The 20370-nt window shown below is 56.5% G+C and carries 23 protein-coding genes; 7 read left to right on the plus strand and 16 right to left on the minus strand.

Annotation, left to right across the window (positions count from 1 at the left end; genetic code table 11):
- Positions 1 to 45: 45 nt before the first annotated feature.
- Positions 46 to 1323 carry an MFS transporter gene (locus LGL98_RS22695; protein ID WP_032417738.1) on the plus strand — a complete coding sequence of 426 codons (1278 nt, stop codon included), beginning with the start codon at positions 46 to 48 and terminating at the stop codon, positions 1321 to 1323.
- Positions 1324 to 1565: 242 nt separating this feature from the next.
- On the opposite strand, the gene rplI is transcribed toward LGL98_RS22695, so the two are convergent.
- The 4 genes from rplI to rpsF are packed head-to-tail and all read right to left on the minus strand — an operon-like array spanning position 1566 to position 3004.
- Entirely contained in the window at positions 1566 to 2015 is a 450-nt protein-coding gene (rplI, locus tag LGL98_RS22700) for a 50S ribosomal protein L9 (protein ID WP_002886682.1), read from the minus strand.
- 41 nt (positions 2016 to 2056) lie between these two features.
- Complete coding sequence (gene rpsR / locus LGL98_RS22705) at positions 2057 to 2284, minus strand: 30S ribosomal protein S18 (protein ID WP_000135199.1); 228 nt, start codon at positions 2282 to 2284, stop codon at positions 2057 to 2059.
- Between the two features lie 4 nt (positions 2285 to 2288).
- Complete coding sequence (gene priB, locus LGL98_RS22710; RefSeq protein ID WP_002885722.1) at positions 2289 to 2603, minus strand: primosomal replication protein N; 315 nt, start codon at positions 2601 to 2603, stop codon at positions 2289 to 2291.
- A gap of 5 nt (positions 2604 to 2608) precedes the next feature.
- Positions 2609 to 3004 carry a 30S ribosomal protein S6 gene (gene rpsF / locus LGL98_RS22715; RefSeq protein ID WP_002885691.1) on the minus strand — a complete coding sequence of 132 codons (396 nt, stop codon included), beginning with the start codon at positions 3002 to 3004 and terminating at the stop codon, positions 2609 to 2611.
- Positions 3005 to 3344: 340 nt separating this feature from the next.
- Here rpsF and LGL98_RS22720 point away from each other — a divergent pair, with 340 nt between their 5' ends.
- Positions 3345 to 3620: a YdgH/BhsA/McbA family protein gene (locus tag LGL98_RS22720; RefSeq protein ID WP_004206463.1), complete on the plus strand. Its 276-nt coding sequence runs from the start codon at positions 3345 to 3347 to the stop codon at positions 3618 to 3620.
- A gap of 148 nt (positions 3621 to 3768) precedes the next feature.
- Positions 3769 to 4962 carry an MFS transporter gene (locus LGL98_RS22725; protein ID WP_004177693.1) on the plus strand — a complete coding sequence of 398 codons (1194 nt, stop codon included), beginning with the start codon at positions 3769 to 3771 and terminating at the stop codon, positions 4960 to 4962.
- Positions 4963 to 5027: 65 nt separating this feature from the next.
- Here the strand turns inward: LGL98_RS22725 and LGL98_RS22730 are convergent, their stop codons facing one another.
- Genes LGL98_RS22730 through ulaA form a run of 6 tightly spaced genes read right to left on the minus strand, consistent with a single transcriptional unit; the run spans position 5028 to position 9437 of the window.
- Positions 5028 to 5714, minus strand: coding sequence for an L-ribulose-5-phosphate 4-epimerase (locus tag LGL98_RS22730; protein ID WP_136030958.1), 687 nt, complete (start codon positions 5712 to 5714; stop codon positions 5028 to 5030).
- Positions 5714 to 6568, minus strand: a complete 855-nt coding sequence (locus LGL98_RS22735; protein WP_136030960.1) for an L-ribulose-5-phosphate 3-epimerase — start codon at positions 6566 to 6568, stop codon at positions 5714 to 5716. The genes LGL98_RS22730 and LGL98_RS22735 overlap by 1 nt, the downstream gene beginning before the upstream one ends.
- 9 nt (positions 6569 to 6577) lie before the next feature.
- Positions 6578 to 7228 (minus strand): 3-keto-L-gulonate-6-phosphate decarboxylase UlaD, encoded by a 651-nt coding sequence (gene ulaD / locus LGL98_RS22740; RefSeq protein WP_008807179.1) that lies wholly within the window; start codon positions 7226 to 7228, stop codon positions 6578 to 6580.
- A 13-nt stretch (positions 7229 to 7241) separates the two neighbouring features.
- Positions 7242 to 7709 (minus strand): PTS ascorbate transporter subunit IIA, encoded by a 468-nt coding sequence (gene ulaC, locus LGL98_RS22745; RefSeq protein ID WP_047667281.1) that lies wholly within the window; start codon positions 7707 to 7709, stop codon positions 7242 to 7244.
- A gap of 9 nt (positions 7710 to 7718) precedes the next feature.
- Positions 7719 to 8024, minus strand: a complete 306-nt coding sequence (ulaB, locus tag LGL98_RS22750) for a PTS ascorbate transporter subunit IIB (protein ID WP_001577590.1) — start codon at positions 8022 to 8024, stop codon at positions 7719 to 7721.
- A 12-nt stretch (positions 8025 to 8036) separates the two neighbouring features.
- Positions 8037 to 9437 (minus strand): PTS ascorbate transporter subunit IIC, encoded by a 1401-nt coding sequence (ulaA, locus tag LGL98_RS22755; RefSeq protein ID WP_136030962.1) that lies wholly within the window; start codon positions 9435 to 9437, stop codon positions 8037 to 8039.
- A gap of 363 nt (positions 9438 to 9800) precedes the next feature.
- On the opposite strand from ulaA, the gene ulaG reads away from it, so the two are divergent.
- Together ulaG and ulaR are read left to right on the plus strand one after the other, a co-directional pair.
- A complete protein-coding gene (ulaG, locus tag LGL98_RS22760) occupies positions 9801 to 10865 on the plus strand; it encodes an L-ascorbate 6-phosphate lactonase (protein ID WP_136030964.1) in 1065 nt (354 codons plus the stop codon).
- Between the two features lie 107 nt (positions 10866 to 10972).
- Positions 10973 to 11728 carry an HTH-type transcriptional regulator UlaR gene (gene ulaR / locus LGL98_RS22765; RefSeq protein ID WP_004177697.1) on the plus strand — a complete coding sequence of 252 codons (756 nt, stop codon included), beginning with the start codon at positions 10973 to 10975 and terminating at the stop codon, positions 11726 to 11728.
- On the opposite strand, the gene yjfP is transcribed toward ulaR, so the two are convergent.
- A complete protein-coding gene (gene yjfP / locus LGL98_RS22770) occupies positions 11725 to 12441 on the minus strand; it encodes an esterase (RefSeq protein ID WP_136030966.1) in 717 nt (238 codons plus the stop codon). The two genes, ulaR and yjfP, sit on opposite strands and share 4 nt — an antisense overlap.
- Positions 12442 to 12650: 209 nt before the next feature.
- Here yjfP and bsmA point away from each other — a divergent pair, with 209 nt between their 5' ends.
- Together bsmA and yjfN are read left to right on the plus strand one after the other, a co-directional pair.
- Positions 12651 to 12959, plus strand: a complete 309-nt coding sequence (gene bsmA / locus LGL98_RS22775) for a biofilm peroxide resistance protein BsmA (RefSeq protein ID WP_136030968.1) — start codon at positions 12651 to 12653, stop codon at positions 12957 to 12959.
- Between the two features lie 137 nt (positions 12960 to 13096).
- Positions 13097 to 13372 carry a DUF1471 family protease activator YjfN gene (gene yjfN / locus LGL98_RS22780; RefSeq protein WP_008807186.1) on the plus strand — a complete coding sequence of 92 codons (276 nt, stop codon included), beginning with the start codon at positions 13097 to 13099 and terminating at the stop codon, positions 13370 to 13372.
- On the opposite strand, the gene LGL98_RS22785 is transcribed toward yjfN, so the two are convergent.
- The 5 genes from LGL98_RS22785 to LGL98_RS22805 all read right to left on the minus strand — a co-directional run bounded on the left by LGL98_RS22785 (position 13363) and on the right by LGL98_RS22805 (position 20282).
- On the minus strand, positions 13363 to 15000 hold the full coding sequence (locus tag LGL98_RS22785; RefSeq protein WP_136030970.1) for an isovaleryl-CoA dehydrogenase: 1638 nt from the start codon (positions 14998 to 15000) through the stop codon (positions 13363 to 13365). The genes yjfN and LGL98_RS22785 overlap by 10 nt on opposite strands.
- Before the next feature lie 125 nt (positions 15001 to 15125).
- Complete coding sequence (rlmB, locus tag LGL98_RS22790; protein ID WP_136030972.1) at positions 15126 to 15857, minus strand: 23S rRNA (guanosine(2251)-2'-O)-methyltransferase RlmB; 732 nt, start codon at positions 15855 to 15857, stop codon at positions 15126 to 15128.
- 81 nt (positions 15858 to 15938) lie between these two features.
- Positions 15939 to 18371: a ribonuclease R gene (gene rnr / locus LGL98_RS22795; protein WP_004192475.1), complete on the minus strand. Its 2433-nt coding sequence runs from the start codon at positions 18369 to 18371 to the stop codon at positions 15939 to 15941.
- Positions 18372 to 18407: 36 nt separating this feature from the next.
- Positions 18408 to 18833 (minus strand): nitric oxide-sensing transcriptional repressor NsrR, encoded by a 426-nt coding sequence (gene nsrR / locus LGL98_RS22800; RefSeq protein WP_136030974.1) that lies wholly within the window; start codon positions 18831 to 18833, stop codon positions 18408 to 18410.
- Positions 18834 to 18983: 150 nt separating this feature from the next.
- A complete protein-coding gene (locus LGL98_RS22805) occupies positions 18984 to 20282 on the minus strand; it encodes an adenylosuccinate synthase (protein WP_002885665.1) in 1299 nt (432 codons plus the stop codon).
- Positions 20283 to 20370: the final 88 nt, after the last annotated feature.

Below are 20370 nucleotides of genomic sequence, written 5' to 3' on the forward strand. Positions count from 1 at the left end.
AAAGTATTTAATCTTTCTTGTACCCTACCTGTTAAGGTGACTAATATGAAAATAAAAGGACTCCGATGGTGGATAATCGGTTTGGTCGCGCTGGGCACTGCCATTAACTATCTGGCAAGAAGTTCTCTTAGCGTCGCTGCATCGACATTATTTACTGAGTTACATATTACTGAACAGCAATATTCATGGGTCATAATGTCATTCCAGATGGCCTATACCTTAGCGCAATCGGTCTGCGGATATATTTTAGACTCGATTGGTTTACGTATTGGTTTCTTTATTTTTGCCCTCGCCTGGTCATTTGCTAACATGGCGCATGCGCTGGCGATTAACTGGCAGTCATTGGCGTTCTGCCGCGGTCTGCTTGGCCTGAGTGAATCAGCCGCGATCCCGGCGGGTATCAAAGCCACATCGGAATGGTTTCCTTCGAAAGAGCGCGGCATCGCCGGCGGTTTATTCAATATTGGGACATCCCTCGGCGCGATGCTGGCGCCACCGATTGTGGTATGGGCGATTATCTATATGCACTGGCAGTTCGCCTTTATTTTCACAGGTTCATTCGGGCTTATCTTTGCCTTTTTATGGCTGTTTTTATATCGCCCACCAGAAAAACATAAATGGATATCCGAAGAAGAAAAGCAATATATTGCCGCCGGTCAGGAAAAGGAATTACAGTCTGATGGCGATAAACGTCCACCGCTGAGAGCGCTGCTAAAACAGCGTAATTTCTGGGGCATTGCCATGACCCGCTTTCTGTCGGATCCCGTCTGGGGAACGTTGAGTTTCTGGTTGCCGTTATATTTAATCCAGGTCCGCCACCTGCCATTAAAAGAAATCGCGATGTTTGCCTGGCTCCCCTTCCTGGCAGCGGATATCGGCTGCGTGGCGGGAGGCGTGCTTTCTAATCTGCTAATCACAAAATTTAACGTCACGACGGTCAATTCCCGACGGATAGGTTTTACGATTGGCGCGCTACTGATGACCTCGTTGTCCGCCGTCGGCTTTGTGGAAAACGTCTACTTTGCCATCGCATTAATTAGCCTTGGCGGTTTTGCCCATCAGATGCTGTCGACCATGGCGATGACCTTAGCTTCCGATCTGTTTAAAAAGAACCAGGTTGCTACCGTCAGCGGTATGGCAGGCTCTGCCGCCTGGCTGGGACAGCTGCTCTTCACCATGGTGATGGGGCTGCTGGTGCATCAGATTGGCTACACGCCCTTCTTTATTGCGCTCAGTATTCTCGACCTTATTGCGGCGGCTATTATCTGGCTAACGGTTATCGATCCGCAGCGCGCCGTCAGAGAGCCAATACTCACCACCTGACGTAAATCGTTCCGGCGCCATGCCGGGACGAAACACGCCAGAGCCATACATCATCTCCTGATACAGACTTTCATCTGAACAGGGGTCACCACAGCGCTGTCTGCTGCGACTTCTTGCTCTATACGTGTTGAATGATTCCCCGGAACAGGGTAAGAAAAAACAGAATAACAATGAAAGGCGCTAAAAAGCAAAACGCCGGCACAAGGCCGGCGATTTGTTGTTACCAGAACGTCAGAGGCCGATTACTCAGCAACCACGTTGATGATAACTTTAGCGAATACTTCGCTGTGAACCTGGAAGTTCACTTCGTGCTCGCCAACGTTACGCAGAACGCCGTTCGGCAGGCGAACTTCGCTCTTAGCAACTTTAACGCCTGCTGCAGTAACAGCGTCAGCGATGTCGCGAGTACCGATGGAACCGAACAGTTTACCTTCGTCGCCAGCTTTAGACGCGATGGTTACGGATTCCAGGGCGTTGATCTGCTCAGCACGAGCTTCAGCTGCTGCCAGAACGTCAGCCAGTTTGGCTTCCAGTTCAGCGCGACGTGCTTCGAAGAATTCAACGTTTTTCTTGGTAGCAGGAACAGCTTTACCCTGCGGGACCAGGAAGTTACGAGCGTAGCCCGCTTTAACGTTAACCTGATCACCCAGGCTACCCAGGTTTGCTACTTTATCAAGCAGAATAACTTGCATTACCTTATCCTCTCAAAGTCGTATTAATGGACCGTGACCGATTACTGATGACGATCAGTGTACGGCAGCAGGGACAGGTAGCGAGCGCGTTTGATAGCGCGAGCCAGCTGACGCTGGTATTTTGCACGGGTACCGGTGATACGGCTCGGGACAATCTTACCGCTTTCGGTGATGTAGTTTTTCAGCGTAGCGATATCTTTATAGTCGATCTCTTGAACGCCTTCCGCGGTGAAACGGCAGAACTTGCGACGACGGAAATAACGTGCCATATGGCTAGTCTCCAGAATCTATCAATTCAATCTGCTCGGCATGCAGAACCATTTTGCTCAAGCCGTTCTTTGCCTTATGGCAAGAGATGAACCCTCGAACGGTTACTGCGCTACCGACCGTTATACTGTGAGTAATGGCCTGGTTCTCGTGACCGCTAATAATAACGGGCATCTGACACCATGCCTGCCGGTGAAAGCCGGCTTCCTCCTGCACTGAACGATGCTCAAGCACGAACTGGCAGTGAGGAATTCCTGACGGGCTGACCTTACGAAGTGGAGTCCTGCAAATAATGCCGGACAGCTCCAGACGGTTGGTCATCAGGATTACTCTTCAGAATCCCCAGCTTCAGAATCATCTGCGGTTTCGTTGGCGAAATCTTCGCGACGCTCACGGCGCTCGTCTTTCGCTTTAACCATCGGAGATGCTTCGGTAACAGCGTGCTTAGTACGCATTACCATGCTGCGGATAACGGCGTCGTTGAAGCGGAAGTTAGTTTCCAGCTCATCGATCGCTTCCTGCGGCGCTTCAACGTTCATCAGAACGTAGTGAGCTTTGTGCAGTTTGTTGATCGGATAAGCCAGCTGACGGCGGCCCCAGTCTTCCAGACGGTGGATCGTACCTGCTGCTGCAGTAATTGCACCAGTGTAACGTTCGATCATGCCCGGAACCTGTTCGCTCTGGTCAGGATGGACCATAAAAACGATTTCGTAATGACGCATCGAATTGCTCCTTACGGATTATTCAGCCTCCTGTCTGGGTCAGCCGCGGCCCATGGAGGCAAGGAACGTGTTAAAGGGCGGCTGAAAAATTGACGCGTCATTCTAATGGCGGCCCCTCAGGAACACAAGCGCATTTGCACAAATAATTCGCACTAAGCGCCAAGCTGGGCTAAGTGGGTGATTTAAAATTAACCAATAAAGGAAGCGGCATTTTTTTGAACAACTGCATCAGAAAAGGTCGCCATGCGATGAACGCGCAGCGATTACACTTATATCAAAGCCTAACGACCACAGGAGAGCCCCGAGTCAGTGTCAGGACTGTCAGTCAGGAGCGTAGTATATGAAACTGAAAATCATCGCCATGATGGCTGCGCTTTTCTTCAGCGCCAACGCGCTGGCAGCTATCCAAATCACCGAACGTCAGGCCCGCAACATGGACGACGTGCAGAGCCTCGGCGTTATCTATATCAATCATAACATGGCCACTGAGCACGAGGCCGAACAGGCCCTTAGCCAGCTGAGCGATGCGCAGGGGGCAAAATACTTTCAGCCCATCCTGATGCACGAACCAGAAACCAACGGCCCGCTTCGCGCCAGCGCGGTGATATACCGTTAGCGCCAGGCCGACTCTTCGCCTCTCTTCGCGAGGGGCGAAGCGAGGTTTTCACCTAAACGCAATTGAGAATTATTTTACAAAGCGACTTATCAGCGTCATCGCAACCTGATTTAATCAGCACTCGCCATTTGATAATCAGGAGTGATTGATGGTTCCGCGTTTCGCCACCTTAGGCCGCATCCCCAAAGGCGTTTGGGTACTTGGCGGCGTCAGCCTGCTGATGGATGTCTCCTCCGAGATGATCCACAGCCTCTTACCGCTGTTTATGGCCACCACTCTCGGCGCCAGCGTGATAATTATCGGTCTTATCGAGGGACTGGCGGAAGCCACCGCCCTGATCCTGAAAGTCTTCTCCGGCGCGATCAGCGACTATGTCGGCAAGCGTAAAGGACTGGCGCTGCTGGGCTACGGCCTGGGCGCGCTCAGTAAGCCGCTGTTTGCCATCGCCCCAACCGCCGGGGTAGTGTTTAGCGCCCGCATGATTGACCGCGTAGGCAAAGGTATTCGCGGCGCGCCGCGCGATGCGCTGGTCGCCGACGTCACCCCGCCGGAGATCCGCGGTGCAGCCTACGGACTACGCCAGGCGCTGGATACCGTCGGAGCCTTTCTCGGCCCGCTGCTGGCGGTGTTGCTGATGTTTATCTGGGCCAACGATTTTCACGCTATTTTCTGGGTGGCGGTCATTCCCGCCGTGCTCTCCATTCTCCTGCTCGGATTTGGCCTGCAGGAGCCAAAATCCGCCATCGCGCATAAACGCAGCAATCCGCTGAAGCGCGAAAACCTGAAAAAGCTCTCCGCCGCCTACTGGTGGGTGGTCGCGATCGGCAGCATCTTCACCCTCGCCCGCTTCAGCGAAGCCTTTCTGGTACTGCGTGCCCAGCAGATGGAGATCCCGCTCTATACCATCCCGCTGGTGATGGTGGCGATGAACCTGGTCTACAGCCTCACAGCCTACCCGTTCGGCAAACTCTCAGACAGTATGAGCCACAGCAAACTGCTGCAGTGGGGACTGCTGGTGCTGATCCTCGCCGATATCGTGCTGGCGCTCAGCGGCCACTGGAGTACGCTGCTGATCGGCGTCGCGCTGTGGGGGATTCATATGGGAATGACCCAGGGCCTGCTGGCGGCGATGGTCGCCCATACGGCGCCGCCCGAGCTACGCGGTACGGCGTTCGGTATGTTTAACCTGATGAGCGGCCTGGCGCTGCTGCTGGCCAGTACCGGCGCGGGGGTACTGTGGGAAACCTTCGGCGCCGCCTCGACGTTTTACGCCGGGGCGATAATTTGCGTGGTCACGCTCATCGGCATGCGCGTGATGCCGTCGGCCTATCGTCAGGATTAAAAAAACGGCTCCGGGGCCAGACCAGTTGCTTCACCATGAGGGGTGAAAGCCCCGGAGCGCGCTGCTTACTTCTGCCCGTAATAGGCGTTTGGCCCGTGTTTACGCAGAAAATGCTTTTCCATCAGCCAGCTGTCGATTGGCTGCAACTGCGGATTAATACCGCGGGCAATCCACGCCATGCGCGCTACCTCTTCCATCACCACCGCGTTGTGTACCGCCTCGTGGGCGTCTTTGCCCCAGGCAAATGGCCCGTGCTGATAGACGACGATCCCCGGGGTATGCAGCGGATTGGCCTCACCCAGCGTTTCAATAATCACCTGCCCGGTGTTCAGCTCGTAGGCTTCGTCCACCTCCTGTGCGCTAAGCGCGCGAGTGCAGGGGATATCACCGAAGAAGTAGTCCGCATGGGTGGTGCCGAGCGCCGGGATCGCCAGCCCCGCCTGCGCCCAGGCGGTGGCATGCGTCGAGTGGGTATGCACCACTCCGCCAAGGTCGGGATAGCGGCGATAGAGCGCCAGATGGGTGGCGGTATCAGAGGAAGGACGCCAACGCCCATCCACCACGTTGCCCTCAAGATCGACTACCGTCATATCCTCGACGGTCATTGATTCGTAGGCGACGCCGCTGGGCTTAATCACCACCAGCCCCCGCTGCCGGTCGATGGCGCTGACGTTGCCCCAGGTGAAGGTCACCAGGCCGTAGCGCGGCAGATCCATATTGGCCTCGAATACCTGCTGTTTCAGCTGTCGCATTATGCCGCCTCCATCAGCCCGGCGCGGGCCATCCGCGCCTTCACCCAGTCACGCGCCTTCGCCACCTCCGCCAGCGGGTCAGCGCTGGTTTCGCTCCACATCTCAATCAGATACGGTCCGCAGTAGCCGGTCTGCTTGAGCGTTTCGAAGCAGCGTTCAAAATCGACCACTCCTTCGCCGAACGGCACGTTTTTAAAGACGCCGGGCTTCGTGTCTTTGACGTGTACCGCCACGATGTGCCCCGTCCCCGCCTTCAGTTCCATCTGGACGTCGTTATCCCACGCCGACAGATTGCCAAGATCAGGGTACAGCTGGAACCACGGATTATTCAGGTAATGGGCATAGCCCAGCGCTTTACTGATCGAGTTCATCAGCGGATAGTCCATGATCTCCATCGCCAGGGTTACCTGGGCTCGGCTGGCCATCCCGACGCTCTCTTTCAGGCCGTCGCGAAAGCGGCGGCGCGTCTCATCGTTCGCCTGCTGGTAATAGACGTCGTAGCCTGCCAGCTGGATAACGCGGATCCCCACATCCTGAGCCAGGCGGATGGCTTTACGCATGATCTCCAGCCCCTGATGTCGCACCGCGTCGTCTTCGCTACCCAGCGGAAAACGACGATGGGCGCTAAGGCACATTGACGGTACCCGGACGCCGGTTTCGGCCACCGCCTTGACCAGCGCCAGACGCTGCTCGGGACTCCAGTCCAGCCGCGCAAGGCGAGCGTCCGTTTCATCGAGAGACATCTCAACGAAATCAAAGCCCAGCGTTTTTGCAAGCTTTAGCCGCTCCAGCCAGCCCTCCCCGGCGGGGAGGGCTTTTTCATAGATGCCGAGCGGAATGGATTTCACCAACATAGCCGCTCCTTAGCCCCACAGTTGGGCGATAGAGCGTTTAAACTGGCGCGCCGCTTCCACAGGCGAGGCGGCATCGCGGATGCTGCGTCCGGCAATAAAGACATGGATAGGGATCCCGGCGAACAGCGGCAGGTCTTCCAGCGCCAGACCGCCGGTGACGGTCACTTTGAAGCCCATATCAGACAGACGCTTAATCGCGCTGATATCCGCCTCACTCCATGCCACGCCTGCCGCCTGCGCATCGCGGCTGCGGTGATAGACCACTTGCTGAATGCCGGCTTCACGCCACGCCTGCGCCTGCTCCCAGGTCCAGAAACCGGTCAGCTCAATTTGTACATCGCCGTTAAACTCTTTGGCGACATCCAGTGCCCCTTTGGCGGTGTTGATATCGGCGCAGCAGATCACGGTCACCCAGTCGGCGTTGGCTTCAAAGCACATCCGCGACAGGATTTTGCCGGCATCGGCGATTTTGGCGTCCGCCAACACGATTTTATGCGGGTACAGCGCTTTCAGATCGCGTACCGCGCGCACCCCTTCGCCGACGCAGAGAATAGTGCCGACTTCAATGATATCCACCTCTTCGGCGATCAGACGGGTCGTTTCATAGGCGCTGGCCAGCGTTTGGTTGTCCAGAGCGACCTGTAACATAGGTAATGACATGATGGTGTTCCTTTTAAACAGCCGCCGCGGTGGCGTTTTTGATTAAATCCAGCACTTCCTGCTCGGTGCGGCAGGCACGTAAACGGTCGAAATTAGCTTCGTCATCAAACAGGTTAACGATCTGCATGATGCCCACCTCCTGGTGGGTGGTGGCGTCAACCGCCGCCATGGTGATCAGAATGTCGACCGGGTCGTTATCTTCATGATTGAAAATCAGCGGTTTTTTTAGCGTGACCAGCGCAAAGCCGGTTTTCTTGACGCCCTCTTCCGGCCGGCCGTGCGGCATCGCCAACCCGGGAGCGATCACAAAATAGGGCCCGTGTTGCGCGACGCCGTCGAGAATGGCCTGGTAGTAGCGGGGTTCAACCACATCAGCGGCCACCAGCAAATCGACACCGATTTTCACCGCCTCCTGCCAGGTCTCCGCTTCCGCCTGCAGGCGAATGGAGTGGTTCTGCGCCAGGGAATCATGGAGTTTCATGGCCGCTCCTTATTTCACATCCTGCGGGAAGTGGGCTTTAATCACCTCCAGCAGTTTTGGGCCAAAATCCGCCGGCGAAAGCATATTGCGCACGCCCACTACATATTTATTGCCAGTGACGGTAATTTCACCCGCGATATGGGTTGAAGCGATGATGATATCCGCGCCGTTCAGTTCGCTTTTGTATTCCCCTACCGCGCAGCTATTTACCGTGTGGTCGATATTGGATTGCGTCAGGAACTGGTCCACCTTCATTTTCATGATCATGGAACTTCCTTGCCCGTTACCACACACAGCCAGAATACGTACGGTCATAATCAGAACTCCTTATTGGGCAGAGGCCTCTGCCAGTTGTTTTTCCGCATCTTCCTCGGCGCGCAGCGCGCGGCCGGCGAAGAACATATAAGCGAGTGCAATCAAGATGATGACGGCCATAAACGCCAGCCCGATGGAGGCGAAGCCCTGCATCATCGGCGGCGCCAGAATCGACCAGTCCGCCATCCCCATCCAGGCGCTCATACCGGTGAGTTTCACCGCCCACACGCAGCCGAAGATTTCAACCATGCCCATCACCAGACAGATCTTGAGCGCCGCGCGCCAGCCGCCGAAGTGGTTGGCAAAGACGCCAATCGTCGCGTTGGAGAAGAACATCGGGATAAAGCCCGGAATAATCAGAATTGAAGAGCCGATGCCAACCAGAATACCGACGGCAATCAGCTGGCCGATGGTGCCCCACATAAATCCCCACACCACCGCGTTCGGCGCAAAGCTATAGATTGCGGCACAGTCAATCGCCAGCACCGCGCCGGGGATCAGGCGCTGCGAGATACCGTTGAAGGCTTCGGACAGCTCGGCGACGAACATCCGCACCCCTTGGGTAATGATGAAAATGGCCACCGCGAAGGAGAAACCGGTCTGCAGGATATAGACCGTCCAGTGGGTTTTCCCCGCCATCGCCTGTACGACATCGAGGCCAAAGGAGAGCAGGATGGCGCCGAAGAAAATGGTCATCACAATCGCGGTGGAGACGATGTTGTCGTGGAAGATATTCAGCCAGCCGGGGAGCTTAAGGTCTTCGACGCTCTCCTCTTTTTTGCCCAGATAAGGCGCCACTTTGTAGGCTATCCACGAAGCAAACTGCTGCTGGTGACCGATGGAGAAGCCGCAGCCGTCGGTGACCAACTGAGTCGGCTTATACATCATGTTGGAGGTGATCCCCCAGTACAGGGAGACCAGCACCGCAGTGCAGATAATGGTCGTCCACATCCCGTAACCAAAGATAAAGAACGAGACGGCGATCAGCCCCGCCTGCTGAAACATGATGTGTCCGGTGAGCATGATGGTGCGAATACCGGTAATTCGGCGCAGCAGGACGTAACAGATGTTAAGTGCCAGCGCCAGAAGCACCGCGTATCCCACCCAGCTGTACGCCTCGCCCATCCGGTCAATGGTCGCCATCATTGAGGCGTAGGTGTCGGAAATCGCGCCATTGATGCCGTACACCTCTGACATTTTCGCCACCACCGGCTTAAAGGTGCTGGTGAGGATGCCGGAACCGGCTTGTAACAGCATGAAACCAATAATGGTTTTGATGGTGCCTTTGATAATCACGCTAACGCTTTTACGCAGCAGGATATAGCCCAGACAGGTCACGATACCCAGCAGCAGCGGGGCATTGGTCATCACCTGATTAAAGAAAACGGTAAAGATGTTGTAGAGGATTGCCATAACACACTCCCGATGGTGAAGGCGCTGAACGCGCTTTACGCTCAGCATTTCTTGCAGCCCACTCTAATAATCAAAAATAATCACAACAAGATTGAATTTGATTAAATGTGACGCACGCCGCAATAATCCCTCTTTCATCATGGTTATGACTAATCATTTACATAGAAACATAAATAAACATTTTTAAATCAGCCAGATAAATTCAAACCCTTGCATGTACGCCAGGTGCTTGATAGCCAGTTTTTGCGCAACGCCTCACATAACCGCGGGAAAACAGGATTGCATTTTTGAAAATACGGTGACAACATAAATCAAAACCAATCAAATATTGATTACTTTTGAAAATGCATGAGGAAGACCACGATGAGTAAAGTACAGACCATCACCCGTGAATCATGGATCCTGAATACCTTTCCGGAATGGGGTAGCTGGCTGAATGAGGAAATTGAGCAGGAGCAAGTTGCGCCCGGCACCTTCGCCATGTGGTGGCTCGGCTGTACCGGCATCTGGTTAAAATCAGAAGGCGGTGCCAACGTCTGCGTCGATTTCTGGTGCGGCACCGGTAAACAAAGCCACGGTAATCCCCTAATGAAAACCGGCCACCAGATGCAGCGAATGGCAGGCGTGAAAAAATTACAGCCTAACCTGCGCACCACGCCGTTCGTGCTGGATCCATTCGCTATTCGCCAGATCGACGCTGTACTGGCGACTCACGATCACAACGATCATATTGACGTTAACGTCGCCGCCGCCGTCATGCAGAACTGCCCGGCCGATGTTCCCTTTATTGGACCAAAGACCTGCGTCGACCTGTGGATCGGTTGGGGCGTGCCGAAAGAGCGCTGTATCGTGATGAAACCTGGCGATGTTGTGAAGATCAAAGACATTGAGATCCATGCGCTCGATGCGTTCGATCGCACCGCGCTGATCACCCTTCCGGCGGACCAAAAAGCCGCTGGCGTACTGCCGGACGGCATGGACCAACGCGCGGTCAACTATCTGTTTAAAACCCCGGGCGGCAATCTCTATCACAGCGGCGACTCCCACTACTCCAACTACTATGCGAAGCACGGCAACGAACATCAGATTGACGTCGCCCTCGGCTCGTATGGCGAGAACCCGCGCGGCATCACCGATAAAATGACCAGCGCCGATATCCTGCGCATGGCAGAGTCGCTCAACGCCAAAGTGGTCATTCCGTTCCACCATGATATCTGGTCAAACTTTCAGGCCGATCCGCAGGAGATCCGCGTTCTGTGGGAGATGAAAAAGGATCGTCTGAAGTACGGCTTCAAGCCGTTTATCTGGCAGGTCGGCGGTAAATTTACCTGGCCGCTGGATAAAGACAATTTCGAATATCACTACCCGCGCGGCTTTGACGACTGCTTTACCATCGAGCCGGATCTGCCGTTCAAATCCTTCCTCTAAGCCACTTCCGGCAGGCTCTGTCTGCCGGAAATTCCCTGCCTCAGGGTTAGTATTTTCACAGGATTTCAAATATCATCTTTGCCGTTCACTTTTAATCGGATTTGCTCATGACGGAAGCGCAAAGGCATCAAATTTTGTTGGATCTGCTCGCCCAAACGGGGTTTGTTACCGTGGAGCAGGTGATGTCGCGGCTCGGGATTTCACCAGCAACGGCCCGACGTGATATCAACAAACTGGACGAAAGCGGCAAACTAAAAAAGGTTCGCAATGGTGCGGAAGCCATCAGCGAGCAGCGCCCCCGCTGGACGCCAATGAACATCCATCAGGCGCAAAACCTGGATGAAAAAGTGCGTATTGCACGCGCCGCTTCACAGCTGATCGCCCCTGGAGAAAGTATCGTCATCAACTGCGGCTCCACCGCCTTTCTGTTGGGACGGGAACTGTGCGGCAAACCGGTGCAGATCATCACCAACTATCTGCCGCTGGCTAACTATCTGATCGACCAGGAGCACGACAGCGTCATTATCATGGGCGGGCAGTACAACCGCAGCCACGCCATCACCCTCAGCCCCCACGGTAGCGAAAACAGCCTGTATGCCGGACACTGGATGTTTACCAGTGGTAAAGGGTTAACTGCGGAAGGACTCTACAAAACGGATATGTTGACCGCCATGGCCGAGCAAAAAATGCTCAACGTGGTCGGCAAACTGGCGGTGCTGGTCGACAGCAGCAAGATCGGCGAGCGCGCCGGGATGTTATTCAGCCAGGCCGGGCAAATTGATGTAGTGATCACCGGCAAACAGGCCGATGCCGCGATCCTCAAACAGCTTGAGGATCAGGGCGTCAGCGTGATCCGCGTTTAAAGATGCTGCTGAAAAAAGGCGACCGTGGTAGCCAGCGCCTCTGGCGTAATGCGATGGCGGACGCCTTTTTGCCAGACGCAGGTCAGCCTGGCGGCAAGGTCCGTCTGCCTGAGCGCCTGCTCTAGTCGAAAGGTTTCTTCCGGCGGCACCACATCGTCGGCATCGCCATGCCAGAGCAGCAGCGGTCGCCGGGCCAGGGACGCCAGCTGATGGCTGACATCCCACTCGCTGAGGCTATCAGCATCAAAGCCGGGCGAGGGGAACAGGGTTTGCGACAGGGAACGAAAATAGCCCGACCCCATCAGACAGGCGACGCTGTTCAACTCGGGGTGATGCGTCATAATTCCCAGCGCCGTCATTCCTCCCATCGAAGCGCCCGCCACCGCCAGCCGCGCCCCCTCCAGCCATCCTTCAGCCATAATGGCCTCGCGCAGCGCAGGAAACTCCCTGAAATTCTGCTGCAGGATCGGCCAGAAGCGCTGCATCCGCCCGGCCTCATCACCCTGATAACGCGCCCCATGCTCCGGCGCGTCCGGCATGATCACCCGGAACCCTGCCTCGGCCAGCGCCACCGCAAAGTAGCTGTAGACCAGCTTCGACGAGGTAAAGCCATGATAAAAGACGATACAGGGCAAGGGCTTATCCAGACTTTCCTGCGGACAGGCATGCAAAATTTCACCGCCGCCGAGGTTGCGCATTTCTAGTGCAATCATTTATCGTCTCTCTTCTCTATCGTGGTTAGGCGTCATGGGAAAATTCATTCACCAGGCAACCCAGTTTGCTACGATTCATAATGTTGAGAACCCGGTTACGCTTTCACAACATTTTCATTCGAAAATCGCGTCAGAGATAACAGTTCGGGAACATTCCCCGGAAATCCTGTTAAGGCTACCACTACACTATCACTATCAGGAAACGAGATATGGTTATGCGCAGGTTTTCACCGTGGTTACTGGCTATCGTCCTCAGCGGGTGTAGCGCTCTGCAGGGAACGCCGGTAGCCCCGCCGCCCGCCACCGACCATCCGCAGGAGATCCAGCGCAACCAGACGGCTGGCCTGCAGAAAATGGCCACGGTGAGCGTACTGATGTACGGTTCGCCGATGGATGTCGAAGCGGCACTGAAGGCCAAAGCAGAAGCGGCCAAAGCCGATTACTACGTCATCATCATGATCGATGACACTATGGTACCCGGCCAGTGGTATTCGCAGGCGATCCTCTATCGTCGATGACGAGGCGGCGTCTTTAAATCTGCTTTACACAGCTTTGCGTCCATTCACGTTCTCCTGTGCATAATAACGTTCGGCCAGCCACCTGGCAGGACGTTAGCAACGGACTGCCCTTGGGACTATGTGAAATGGAGCTGACGATGAAACGATCTTTTACCTTACCCAGCCTGCTGTTTACCGCTGCGACGGCCAACACGTCCGCGCAGTCAGCCGAATTCGCCAGCGCGGATTGCGTCACTGGCTTGAATGAAATCGGTCTGATCTCCGTCACTAATCTTTCCGGCAGCCAACAGGATGTGGAGCACGCCATTGCCCGCAAAGCGGACGAGCAAGGCGCCTCCTGGTATCGCATTATTCAGATGTATGAAGAACAACAGCCGGATAGCTGGCGTGTACAGGCTATTCTTTATGCCTGAGGCGCCTGGCGCCCACGCCCCATAGCCCGCAGTAGCAGGTCGTCGAGGGTCGGCGCATCAAGACGCATACCGCCGCGCGTGTCGAGCATCATCCGGCACCAGGCTTCGGCCAGCGGCGGCGAAGCGAAACGCAGCATCTGCGCCCCCGCCCCCAGACGATAGACCAGCTGGGCAATCTCTCTGCCCTGCTCTTCGGCGGGTCGTTTCAGCAATTGCTGCAGCTGACGCCATGCGCGGTCGAGATGGCGGTTCTGTCCTTTCACCTCCGCACACTCCGCGGCCAGCAGCTCCATCGCCGCCGGCTGCTTGCTCAGCACCCGCATCACATCGAGGCACATGATATTGCCGGAGCCTTCCCAGATGCTGTTGACCGGCATCTCACGATAGAGGCGCGGGAGTTCGCTCTCCTCGCAATAGCCGATGCCGCCCAGCACCTCCATCGCCTCGGCGACGAACGGGATGCCGGCCTTACAGATGGCAAACTTAGCCGCAGGCGTAAACAAGCGCGCCCAGGCGCTTTCTCGCGCATCATCCCGACGATCCCAGGCCCGCGCCAGGCGAAACAGAAACGCGGTCTGCCCCTCCAGACGGAGCGCCATTTGCCCCAGCAGCTGGCGCATCATCGGTTGATCGACAAGGTTTTTACCAAACGCCTGACGCTGTAGCGCGTGATACAGCGCCACCGAGAAGGCGCGACGCATCAGGGCATGGCTGCCCAGCGCGCAGTCAAAGCGGGTCAGGCCGCCCATCCTGAGGATCTGCCGCACGCCGTCGCCTTCGTCGCCGACCAGCCAGCCGCAGGCCTCATAAAACTCCACTTCGCTGCTGGCGTTGGAGCGGTTGCCGAGCTTCTCTTTTAAACGTTCTAGACGCACGCCGTTGCGCTGCCCGTCGGGCAGCAGACGCGGCACAAAGAAACATGAGAGCCCCGTCGGAGCCTGAGCCAGCACCAGGTGAGCATCGCTCTGCGGCACCGAGAAGAACCACTTGTGTCCCACCAGCCGGTAAAACCCTTCCGCCGTTTTCTCCGCGCGGGTGGTATTGCTCAGCACATCAGATCCCCCTTGCTTCTCGGTCATCCCCATGCCGATCAGCAGGCCGCGCTTCTGGCCGCCCGGCGCAAGGTGGGGATCGTAACGGTCGCTCAGCAGCGGCGACAGCCAGTCACGAAAGGGTGCGGGCAGGGCGTGCTGCAGCAGCGGCGTCGCGGCGAAGGTCATAGTAATCGGGCACAACGTCCCGGCCTCCACTTGGGCATGGAGCAGAAAGCGGGCGGCGCGGGCAACAAATACGCCTTCGCGGGCATCCTCCGGCCAGGCGAGATTATGTACCCGGTTCGCGCACAACCCCTGCATCAGCAGGTGCCAGGCGGGATGAAAGCGCACGTCGTCCAGCCGGGCGCCGGTGGTATCATAGCGCAGCAGCTCCGGTGGATTGCTGTTGGCCAGACGTCCCAGCTCCAGCGATTCGGCGGTCCCCAGCTGCTGGCCAATGCTGGCGAGCAGATCGCCATCCCAGCCAGCGCCTTCGCGGACCACTGCTTCACGCAGAGCGGTATCGGACAGAAACAGATTGCTGTTATTCAGCGGGGTGGGTTGATTAAAAACGGTATGCGTTTGCCAGTGCATCGTGTCTCCCTCCATCAATGGCGATAGCCATAAGTATGGTTATCCGGGGGGATACTCGCCCGCGAGAGCGGTCACAAAAAAGCCATCCCGGAGGATGGCTTTTTTTGATTCGTCGACGGTCCAACTTAGCTGCGCTGGCGTACTGCTTCAAACAGACAGATACCGGTAGCCACCGACACGTTCAGCGAGGAGACGCTGCCCGCCATCGGGATGCTGATCAACTCATCACAGTGTTCGCGGGTTAGGCGACGCATGCCTTCGCCTTCCGCGCCCATCACCAGCGCCATCGGGCCGGTCATTTTGCTCTGGAACAGCGTATGGTCGGCTTCCCCTGCGGTTCCGACGATCCAGACATTCTCTTCCTGCAGCAAACGCAAGGTGCGCGCCAGGTTGGTGACACGGATCAGCGGGACGTTCTCCGCCGCGCCGCAGGCGACCTTCTTCGCCGTCGCATTCAGTTGTGCGGAACGATCTTTCGGCACAATCACCGCGTGAACCCCGGCAGCATCGGCGCTGCGCAGGCAGGCGCCGAGGTTATGCGGATCGGTCACGCCGTCGAGGATCAGCAGGAACGGTTGATCGAGCTGCGCCAGCAGATCCGGCAGATCGTTCTCCTGATACTGACGTCCCGGCTTCACGCGGGCAATGATCCCCTGATGCACTGCGCCTTCGCTCTTCTCATCAAGAAACTGACGGTTGGCTAACTGAATCACCACGCCCTGCGCTTCCAGGGCATGGATCAGCGGCAGCAGGCGCTTATCCTCACGGCCTTTCAGAATATAAACTTCCTGAAAACGCTCAGGTGCGCGCTCCAGCAGTGCCTGCACCGCATGGATGCCGTAAATCATTTCACTCATTGATGTACTCGTTTTAGGTTCTGTTATCCACCCCCTTCACCCCATCCTGCGCCAGCAGACTTCAGGGTGAAGGGAGGTCAATCACTCGGCGATCTTCTTCTTTGCCGCGCGCTTGGCTTTCGTCGCGGCGGCGATTTTCTGTGTTTTCGCCGACGGTTTTTTCGCTTTTTTCTCTTTCTTCGGTCGGGCAGTCTCTTTCTCTTTACGGAAAGCGCTGTCCGGCTCGAAGTTTACCTGCTTACCCACCTGACGGCGACGGCCGCCCGGCTTGCCAGAGGTGCTCTTTTTTGCTTTCTCACGGGCGGTCTTGCCGACATTACGCGGCGCACGCTCGCTGGAGATCAGGGTAAAGTCGATTTTCCGCTCGTCCATGTTGACCGCTTCCACACGGACTTCCACGCGGTCGCCCAGGCGATAGGTCTGGCCGCCGGACTCACCAATGAGACGCTGGCCCACCTGGTCGAAACGATAATAGTCGTTATCCAGGCTGGAAACATGCACCAGACCGTCGATAAACAGATCGTTCAGGCGGACGAAGAAGCCAAAGCCGGTCACGCTGGCGATCACGCCGGAGAAGATGTTGCCCACCTGATCCTGCATGAAGTCGCACTTCAGCCAGTCAGACACTTCGCGCGTCGCTTCGTCGGCGCGGCGCTCGGTCATCGAACAGTGCTGACCCAGCTGGAGCATCTCTTCCATGCTGTAGTGCCAGCCGCCGGTCTCGGTGCTGTTGCCTTTATGTCCCTGCTCTTTGGCCAGCAGATACTTGATAGCGCGGTGCAGCGACAGGTCCGGGTAACGACGAATCGGCGAGGTGAAGTGGGCGTATGACTGCAGCGCCAGGCCAAAGTGACCGCGGTTTTCCGGATCGTAGACCGCCTGCTTCATGGAGCGCAGGAGCATCGTCTGCAGCATTTCCGCATCCGGACGATCGGCGATGGAGGTTAGCAGTTCGGCGTAATCACGCGGCTCCGGCTTGTTGCCGCCAGGCAGCTCCAGTCCCAGCTCAGCCAGCACGGTACGGAAGGAGGTAATCGCTTCGGTGGTTGGCTTATCATGGATACGGAACAGCGCCGGCTCCTGCGCCTTCTCAACGAAGCGCGCGGCGGAGATGTTCGCCAGGATCATGCACTCTTCAATCAGCTTATGCGCATCGTTACGCTGAGTCTGTTCGATACGCTCAATACGGCGTTCAGCATTGAAGATGAATTTAGCTTCTTCACTTTCAAATGAGATACCGCCGCGCTCTTCGCGGGCGCTCTCCAGTACCTTGTAGAGGTTATGCAGCTCTTCAATGTGCTTCACCAGCGGCGCGTAGTGTTCACGCAGCTCCTGGTCACCCTGCAGCATATGCCAGACCTTGGTGTAGGTCAGGCGAGCATGTGAACTCATCACCGCTTCATAGAATTTATAGCCGGTCAGACGGCCTTTTGACGAAATCGTCATTTCGCACACCATGCACAGGCGATCGACCTGCGGGTTCAGCGAGCATAGACCGTTAGACAGCACTTCCGGCAGCATCGGCACCACCTGCGACGGGAAGTAGACCGAGGTACCACGGCTGCGTGCTTCAGCATCCAGCGGCGTCCCCGGGCGCACATAGTAGCTGACGTCGGCAATGGCTACCCACAGGCGCCAGCCGCCGCCGCGTTTCTTCTCGCAGTACACAGCGTCATCGAAATCGCGGGCATCTTCGCCATCAATAGTGACCAGCGGCAGAGAGCGTAAATCGACGCGCCCGACCTTAGCCTCTTCCGGCACCTGCTCTTTGAGGCCGGAAACCTGTTTTTCCACCGCCGGCGGCCAGACATAAGGAATTTCATGGGTACGCAGCGCCATATCGACGGCCATGCCGGTGCCCATGTTGTCGCCCAACACTTCGACGATTTTCCCCACCGCTTTGGTGCGGCGGGTCGGTCGCTGGGTCAGCTCCACCACGACCACGTAGCCCATCCGCGCGCCCATTATCTCTTCCGGCGGGATCAGGATATCGAAGCTCAGGCGGCTGTCGTCCGGGACGACAAAGCCGACGCCGGCGTCAGTGAAATAGCGGCCAACTATCTGGCTGGTTTTCGGTACCAGGACGCGGACGATGCGCGCTTCGCGGCGGCCCTTACGGTCCGCGCCCAGCGGCTGAGCCAGCACCTGGTCGCCGTGAATACAGGTTTTCATCTGCTCTGACGACAGGTACAGATCGTCTTTGCGCCCTTCAACGCGCAGGAAACCATAGCCATCGCGGTGGCCAATAACGGTTCCTTTAAGGAGATCGAGGCGCTCCGGCAGCGCATAGCACTGGCGGCGGGTGAAGACCAGCTGACCGTCGCGCTCCATCGCTCGCAGGCGGCGGCGCAGCGCTTCGGTCTGCTCTTCGCCCTCGATATTTAACTCGATGGCCAGCTCATCGCGGCTGGCAGGCTTTTCTCGTTTGGTTAAATGTTCGAGGATAAATTCCCGGCTCGGGATTGGGTTCGCGTACTTCTCAGCTTCGCGTTCCTGGAATGGATCTTGTGACATATCGGTTCCTCCGTTGTCATCTCCGGCAGAGTGGCGTCACTCCACCAGCAATAATTTATAAAGCGGTTGATTCTTTTCAACCAAATCAGCCAGCGTATAGTTATCCAGTTCCTTGAGAAAACTCTGCGCGGCTTCAGCTAGTGCCTGTTTCAGACGACAGGCTGGTGTAATGTGGCAAAACTCGCTGCTGCAGTTGACCAGCGATAAGGGTTCAAGGTCGCGCACCACGTCACCGACGCGGATCTGTGCTGCTGGTTTGCCGAGGCGAATGCCCCCGTTCTTCCCCCGCACAGCAGTCACATAGCCCATGCGACTTAACTGATTGATTATTTTAACCATATGATTACGGGAGACACCATAGACCTCGGTCACTTCCGAGATACTGGTCATTCGTCCTGCCGGCAGCGACGCCATATAAATCAGCGCGCGTAGTCCGTAATCGGTGAAACTCGTTAACTGCACATAAACCTCAGGGAAAAGAAATCAGGGTATGTCGAGCGACATCATTATTATTGATGATAAACCAGCCAGCGCTCAGGCCGCTAATTTATTTGAAATGGGGCGGGCGAACAGCAAAAACAAGGGCGCCCGAACGGCGCCCCTTGAGAGTGATTACGCGTCGAACGGATCGCGCAGAATCATGGTCTCGGTACGGTCTGGACCGGTAGAGATGATATCCACCGGTACGCCAGTCAGCTCTTCAATACGCTGGATGTAGTTCAGGGCTGCCTGCGGCAGGCCGCTGCGCTCTTTCACGCCGAAGGTGGTTTCGGACCAGCCCGGCATGGTTTCGTAGATAGGCTCGATACCTTCCCAGTTATCGGCAGCCAGCGGAGTGGTGGTCACTTCGCGGCCATCCGGCATACGGTAGCCAACGCAGATTTTCACTTCTTTCAGGCCGTCGAGAACGTCCAGTTTAGTCAGGCAGAAGCCGGACAGGGAGTTAATCTGCACCGCGCGACGGACTGCAACCGCGTCCAGCCAGCCGGTACGACGGCGACGGCCGGTGGTAGCGCCGAATTCGTTACCCTGCTTGCAGAGGAACTCGCCAGTTTCATCAAACAGCTCGGTCGGGAACGGACCTGCACCGACGCGAGTCGAGTACGCTTTAATGATACCGAGAACGTAATCCACATAACGCGGGCCCAGGCCGGATCCGGTTGCCACGCCACCTGCGGTGGTGTTGGAGGACGTAACGTACGGATAGGTACCGTGGTCGATATCCAGCAGCGTACCCTGCGCGCCTTCGAACATGACGAAGTCGCCGCGCTGACGCGCCTGATCCAGCAGGTCGGATACGTCCACCACCATGCTGGTCAGGATGTCGGCAATCGCCATCACATCGTCCAGCACTTTCTGGTAGTCAACCGCTTCTGCTTTGTAGAAGTTCACCAGCTGGAAGTTGTGATATTCCATCACTTCTTTCAGTTTATCGGCGAAGGTTGCTTTATCGAACAGATCGCCAACGCGCAGACCGCGACGAGCGACTTTATCTTCGTAAGCCGGGCCAATGCCGCGACCGGTGGTGCCGATCGCTTTCGCGCCACGCGCTTTTTCACGCGCCACGTCCAGCGCCACGTGATAGTCAAGGATAAGCGGGCAGGCTTCAGAGAGCAGCAGACGCTCGCGAACCGGGATACCACGGTCTTCCAGGCCCTTCATCTCTTTCATCAGCGCGGCCGGAGACAGCACGACGCCGTTACCGATGATGCTGGTGACGTTTTCACGCAGAATGCCTGATGGAATAAGATGGAGAACGGTTTTTTCACCGTTGATTACGAGAGTATGGCCGGCGTTGTGACCACCCTGGTAGCGCACAACATATTTAGCCCGTTCAGTCAGGAGATCGACGATCTTCCCTTTACCTTCGTCACCCCATTGGGTGCCCAGTACGACGACGTTGTTACCCATTTTTCAAAATCACCGTTTGCTTAAAAATGGATTTTACCATCGCTTTTTCAGAGTTACAGCACTTTTTGCATCCAAAATAAGGCAAATC

It is taken from the genome of Klebsiella africana, assembly GCF_020526085.1.
Taxonomy (GTDB): Bacteria; Pseudomonadota; Gammaproteobacteria; order Enterobacterales; family Enterobacteriaceae; genus Klebsiella; species Klebsiella africana.